Source organism: Devosia sp., assembly GCF_017307565.1.
Lineage (GTDB): Bacteria > Pseudomonadota > Alphaproteobacteria > Rhizobiales > Devosiaceae > Devosia.
Genome location: NZ_JAFKHD010000039.1, coordinates 1 through 4716, shown reverse-complemented (window position 1 = coordinate 4716; position 4716 = coordinate 1). Strand labels below are relative to the sequence as shown.

Here is a 4716-nt window from a genome sequence, read left to right as displayed (position 1 = left end):
GCGCCGATTTCGCCCGATGACAAGAAGGTGTCGGGTTATGTGTTCAAGGTGCAGGCGAACATGGACGCCAACCACCGCGACCGCATCGCCTTCGTTCGCCTCTGCTCGGGCACGTTCACGCGCGGCATGCGCCTCAAGAATGTGCGCTCGGGCAAGGACATGGCCGTGGCCAACCCGATGTTCTTCTTCGGTAACAATCGCGAACTGGCTGAGGAAGCCGTTGCCGGCGATATCGTTGGCATTCCGAACCACGGCACGCTGTCGGTCGGCGACACGCTGACCGAGGGCGCGACCATCAACGTTACCGGCATTCCGAACTTTGCGCCTGAAATCATCCGCCGCGTGCGCCTGACCGATGCGATGAAGACCAAGCAGATGTCGAAGGCACTGTCCGACCTTGCCGAGGAAGGCGTCACCCAGGTGTTCCGCCGCATGGTTGGTGCTGACTGGATCGTGGGCGTCGTCGGGCAGCTGCAGCTGGAAGTTCTCGCCAGCCGCGTCGCCAAGGAATATGGCGTGCCGATTACCTTCGAGCCCATGGGTTTTGAAGTGGCGCGCTGGGTCGAGAGCGACGATGCGGACGAACTGAAGCGCTTCATTACCGCCCAGAAGACCAACATGGCCGAAGACCGCGCCGATGCGCCGGTCTTTCTGGCGCAGAACGCGTGGTGGGCGGACCGGGCCAAGCAGGACTGGCCGAAAATCCGCTTCCTCACCACCAAGGAACGGCATTGAGCGCGCCCGACCGAATAGAGGAATTTGTCCTCGCGCTGCAGACCGGCTTTATCGACGGGTCGATCACCAAGCTCAAACTCGGCGGCTATCATGGCGCCGAGGCTGACTTGAAGAGCGTCGAAGCGCGCAAGGTGGCGATCAAGGCCGGCGAGCGCATGAGCTTTGTCTTCCGCTACAAGACACGCGACATCACCAAGAACCTCGTCATCGACGAAGCAATGAGCTTTGTGCGCGACGGGCTTTCGAGGGAATATCGGAGCGCGCGGCTAGAGACGACGGATTTCGATCTGCAGTTCGAGCGGCAAGGCGACAAGTATCGGCTGAAGAAGATCGCGGTCGATGGTCGCGAGGCCTCGCAGGGCGGGCATGACCGCGCCAAGAACCGGCCGCTCGCATCGGGCGATAAGGTCTGGATGCAAGCGCTCGGCATCTCGGGTGCAGACGGCAAGGTGCTGGCTGCGTCGCAGGATAAGTTTCGACAAATCAACAAGATGGTCGAGATTTTTGCGCCTTTGATTCAGGAGCTTTCGGCTAAAAAGCCGCGCATCTTCGATATGGGCGCGGGCAAGGGTTATCTCGATTTTGCCCTCTATGACTACCTCCAGGGCGACGGTCGCGATGCCGAGGTTGTCGGCGTCGAAATGCGCCCCAAGCTGGTCGAAGACGGCAATCGGCTGGCCGAGAAGAGCGGCTTTTCGGGTCTCTCCTTCGTGCCGGGGGCAATCCTCGACTATGACACCAGCGGCGCCGACGCCGTCATTGCGCTCCACGCCTGCGATACGGCTACGGACGACGCCATCTTCAAGGGCATTTCCGCCGGGGCCGAGCTGATCGCCGTGGCTCCGTGCTGCCACAAGCAGGTGCGACGGCAGATGGAGGCGGGCACTGCCGACAATCGCCTCGATTTCCTGCTGCGCCATGGCACGTTCATGGAAAAGCAGGCCGAGATGGTGACGGACGGGCTGCGGGCCCTGCTGCTCGAAGCCTCGGGCTATCGCACCAAGGTTTTTGAGTTCGTCTCGGACGCGCATACGCCCAAGAACAATCTCATCGTGGCGCAGAAGGGCAAGGCCGGTTCACGCGAGGCGGCGCTGAAGCGCATCGCCGAGGTGAAGGCCATGTTCGGAATCGAGAAGCATTATCTCGAGGGCCTGCTGGGCCTCAACTAGGCCGCGGGCGGCGTTACACGCACGAAGGTCATGGGCACGCGGCTTGAGGTCTGCTGCGGCCCTTCCCATTCCCAGGGATCGTAGAAGACGCCGCTTCGCCCGTCGTAGAGCATGAAGTGGTCGTCGCGTACATGGACGACAGCGAGGTCGTTGATCTGATCCCAGCTGGAAACGGGGGTGATTTCGCTCATCTGCCAGCCAAGCGTTGTGAGCACCTGCTGCAGATTGGTCCAGTCGGTTCGGCGGAGGTCTTCTGCCCCCCACCCGAACAGGGGCAAGACCTCGTCATGGCCTTTGCCAGTCAGCATCTGCACCGTGACGGCGCCACAACCGTCTTCGCGCGGTCGCTGGGTGTGAAATTGAATCGCGGGCATTCTCTCGTCCTCTTTCAACCATTGTGCATAGGATGATTGGCGGAGGCCATGCCGTCTGCAGCAGTGTTCCATGCTGAAGCGCGACTTCCTAAGCGGGCTGGGACGTCCTATATCCCATTGGTACAGCAAGCCAAAAAAGATCCATGACCAAGATTACCTTTGTTACGCCCAGCGGCGAACGCATTGAAACCGAAGCGGAAAACGGTTCCACCGTGATGGAAACCGCCATCATCAACGGCATTCCGGGAATTGTCGCCGAATGCGGCGGCGCCTGCACCTGCGCGACCTGCCACGTTTATGTGGAAGAAGATTGGCGTGAAACGGTCGGCGGTCCCTCGATGATGGAAGAAGACATGCTCGACTTCGCCTTCGACGTGAAGGATTCGAGCCGTCTGTCGTGCCAGATCAAGGTGCGGGACAATCTCGACGGCCTCGTACTGCACGTTCCGACGCGCCAGGGCTAAGGGCAGCGTCGATAGACGAAGGGCATGCCCCAGTCGGCGTCTGTCTCGGGAATGGTGTCGTAGAGATAGAACGTGTCTGGATTGATCCAGACTGCAAAGAAGGTTGGGCCGCCGGCGATCGGCTCCCAACGCGCGCCACCTTGATCGGGCACCAGTTCCATCGCGGCGTCGGCTTCGACGTCGCGGGGGCCGAGATAGAAGATGTGCGTCTCGTTCGCGGCCTCGATGCGGACGGGCAGGGTGCAGATGGCGTAGTCGGTATCGGGTGTGCCCACTTCCATGGTTGGCATGCTCACCGACCAGGTGCCAGCATAAGGCGCGGATTTGCCGGCTTCGACTGCGGTTGAAGCCTCCGGTTTGGGCAGAGGTGTCAGGGCGGATGCCGCCGTGGCGCCAAGGCCTGCGACTAGAACTAAAAGCCGGAGAGAGGCCCGCAAAATATTCTCCGCGTGGGGCAAATTTCGGACGGCTAATTCTGGCCAGTTCGGCCGACTTCCCCAAACACTTTGCGTCGAATGACGGGCGTCAGGATTTTTTTGCCCGTCTTTGCTTTGGCAGTCTGGTGTCATTCTAAGGTGGCCCCTACTAGGGAAATATAAAAGCGATTGAATTTCAACGCCTTGCTCCAATCCCCGGCATTGGAATATTTTGCCTCATCGTTGGAATAGGACTGTTATGACTCGTCTCAACACATTCCCGTTGAGTTTCAAGGTCAAGGGCAAGCGCATTATGATCGTCGGCGGCACCGACGAGGCCCTGAACAAAGTCCGGTTGGTCGCAAAGACGACTGCTTCAATAGAGATTTACGCAAGACAGGTTGAGACCGATTTTTCCGGTTTTGACGTGACCGTGTTCGAGCGTCCGCTGACGGCCGAAGATGTGGCGGGTGTGGCGCTGGTTTTCGTGGCCGATGAAGGTCCGGATGGGCAGCTTGCCATGGCCGAAGCCCGCAGGCTGAACATTCCGCTCAATGTCGTCGACGTTCCCGCTGAGTGCGATTTCTACACGCCATCCATCGTCGATCGGGCACCGTTGACCGTGGCGATTTCGACTGAGGGTGACGCGCCGGTTCTTGCGCGGCTGGTGCGTGCGCAGATCGAGGCGCTGCTGGCGCCGGGGGTGGGCAAGATTGCCGGTCTTGCTGGCAGTCTGCGTCACAAGGTCGAAAGCCTGATCCACGATGGTGCCGCCCGTCGGCGCTACTATGAGGATCTGGTCACTTCCACTTCGGTTGAGCGGGCCATCGAAGAAGGTCGCGGCGAGGCTGAGGCCGAAAAACTGCTGGCAAGCCATGCTGCAGGCGGCATGGGGCAGGGCGTGGTCTGGCTGATCGGTGCCGGCCCTGGCGCTGCCGATCTTCTGACGCTTCGTGCCCAGCGCCTGCTACAGCAGGCCGATGTGATCGTGCACGACCAGCTTGTGCCCGCCGAAGTCGTCGAAATGGGCCGCCGGGATGCCGAGCAGATTTGCGTCGGCAAGGCCAAGGGGCATCACTCCTTCTCGCAGGCGCAGATCAATACGTTGATCGTGCGGCTCGCGGGCGAGGGCAAGAAGGTGGCGCGGCTTAAGTCGGGCGATCCGATGATCTTTGGGCGCGCTGGCGAGGAGATCGAGGCTCTGCGCAAGGCTGGCATCGAATATCAGATCGTGCCGGGCGTGAGCGCAGCGCTTGCCGCTGCCGCCGATACCGCTACGCCCGTGACGCTGCGAAAGGTGTCGAGTGGGCTTGTGGTGGCGACCGCGCATGGTGCGGACGATAGCGAACTGGCGCACTGGGCTGCTCTCGCCGAAACCGGCCTGACGCTGGCGCTCTATATGGGCAAATCGATTGCTGCCGAAACGGCGGGACGGCTGGTGACGCTCGGCGCTGCAGCTGATCTGCCGGTAGGCATCGTTGTGAATGCGGGACGGCAGGAAAGCCGGTCCTATGCGGGTAGTTTGGGTGATCTCGCGCGTGGCGCGGTCGAGTTCGAT

General features: G+C 61.0%; 6 protein-coding genes. 4 read left to right on the top strand and 2 right to left on the bottom strand.

Features of this window, described 5'->3' with window-relative positions; translation table 11 throughout:
• The coding region (locus J0I64_RS00675; protein ID WP_291405439.1) for an EF-Tu/IF-2/RF-3 family GTPase at positions 1–735 on the top strand (735 nt) is incomplete at its 5' end.
• Positions 732–1904, top strand: a complete 1173-nt coding sequence (locus tag J0I64_RS00670) for an SAM-dependent methyltransferase (RefSeq protein WP_291405438.1) — start codon at positions 732–734, stop codon at positions 1902–1904. The genes J0I64_RS00675 and J0I64_RS00670, both read left to right, overlap by 4 nt.
• Here J0I64_RS00670 and J0I64_RS00665 read toward each other — a convergent pair.
• Positions 1901–2278 carry a hypothetical protein gene (locus J0I64_RS00665; protein WP_291405437.1) on the bottom strand — a complete coding sequence of 126 codons (378 nt, stop codon included), beginning with the start codon at positions 2276–2278 and terminating at the stop codon, positions 1901–1903. The genes J0I64_RS00670 and J0I64_RS00665 overlap by 4 nt on opposite strands.
• Before the next feature lie 143 nt (positions 2279–2421).
• Here J0I64_RS00665 and J0I64_RS00660 point away from each other — a divergent pair, with 143 nt between their 5' ends.
• On the top strand, positions 2422–2742 hold the full coding sequence (locus J0I64_RS00660) for a 2Fe-2S iron-sulfur cluster-binding protein (RefSeq protein WP_291405436.1): 321 nt from the start codon (positions 2422–2424) through the stop codon (positions 2740–2742).
• Here the strand turns inward: J0I64_RS00660 and J0I64_RS00655 are convergent.
• A complete protein-coding gene (locus J0I64_RS00655) occupies positions 2739–3179 on the bottom strand; it encodes a hypothetical protein (RefSeq protein WP_291405435.1) in 441 nt (146 codons plus the stop codon). The genes J0I64_RS00660 and J0I64_RS00655 overlap by 4 nt on opposite strands.
• Before the next feature lie 238 nt (positions 3180–3417).
• Here J0I64_RS00655 and cysG point away from each other — a divergent pair.
• The coding region (gene cysG, locus J0I64_RS00650; protein WP_291405434.1) for a siroheme synthase CysG at positions 3418–4716 on the top strand (1299 nt) is incomplete at its 3' end.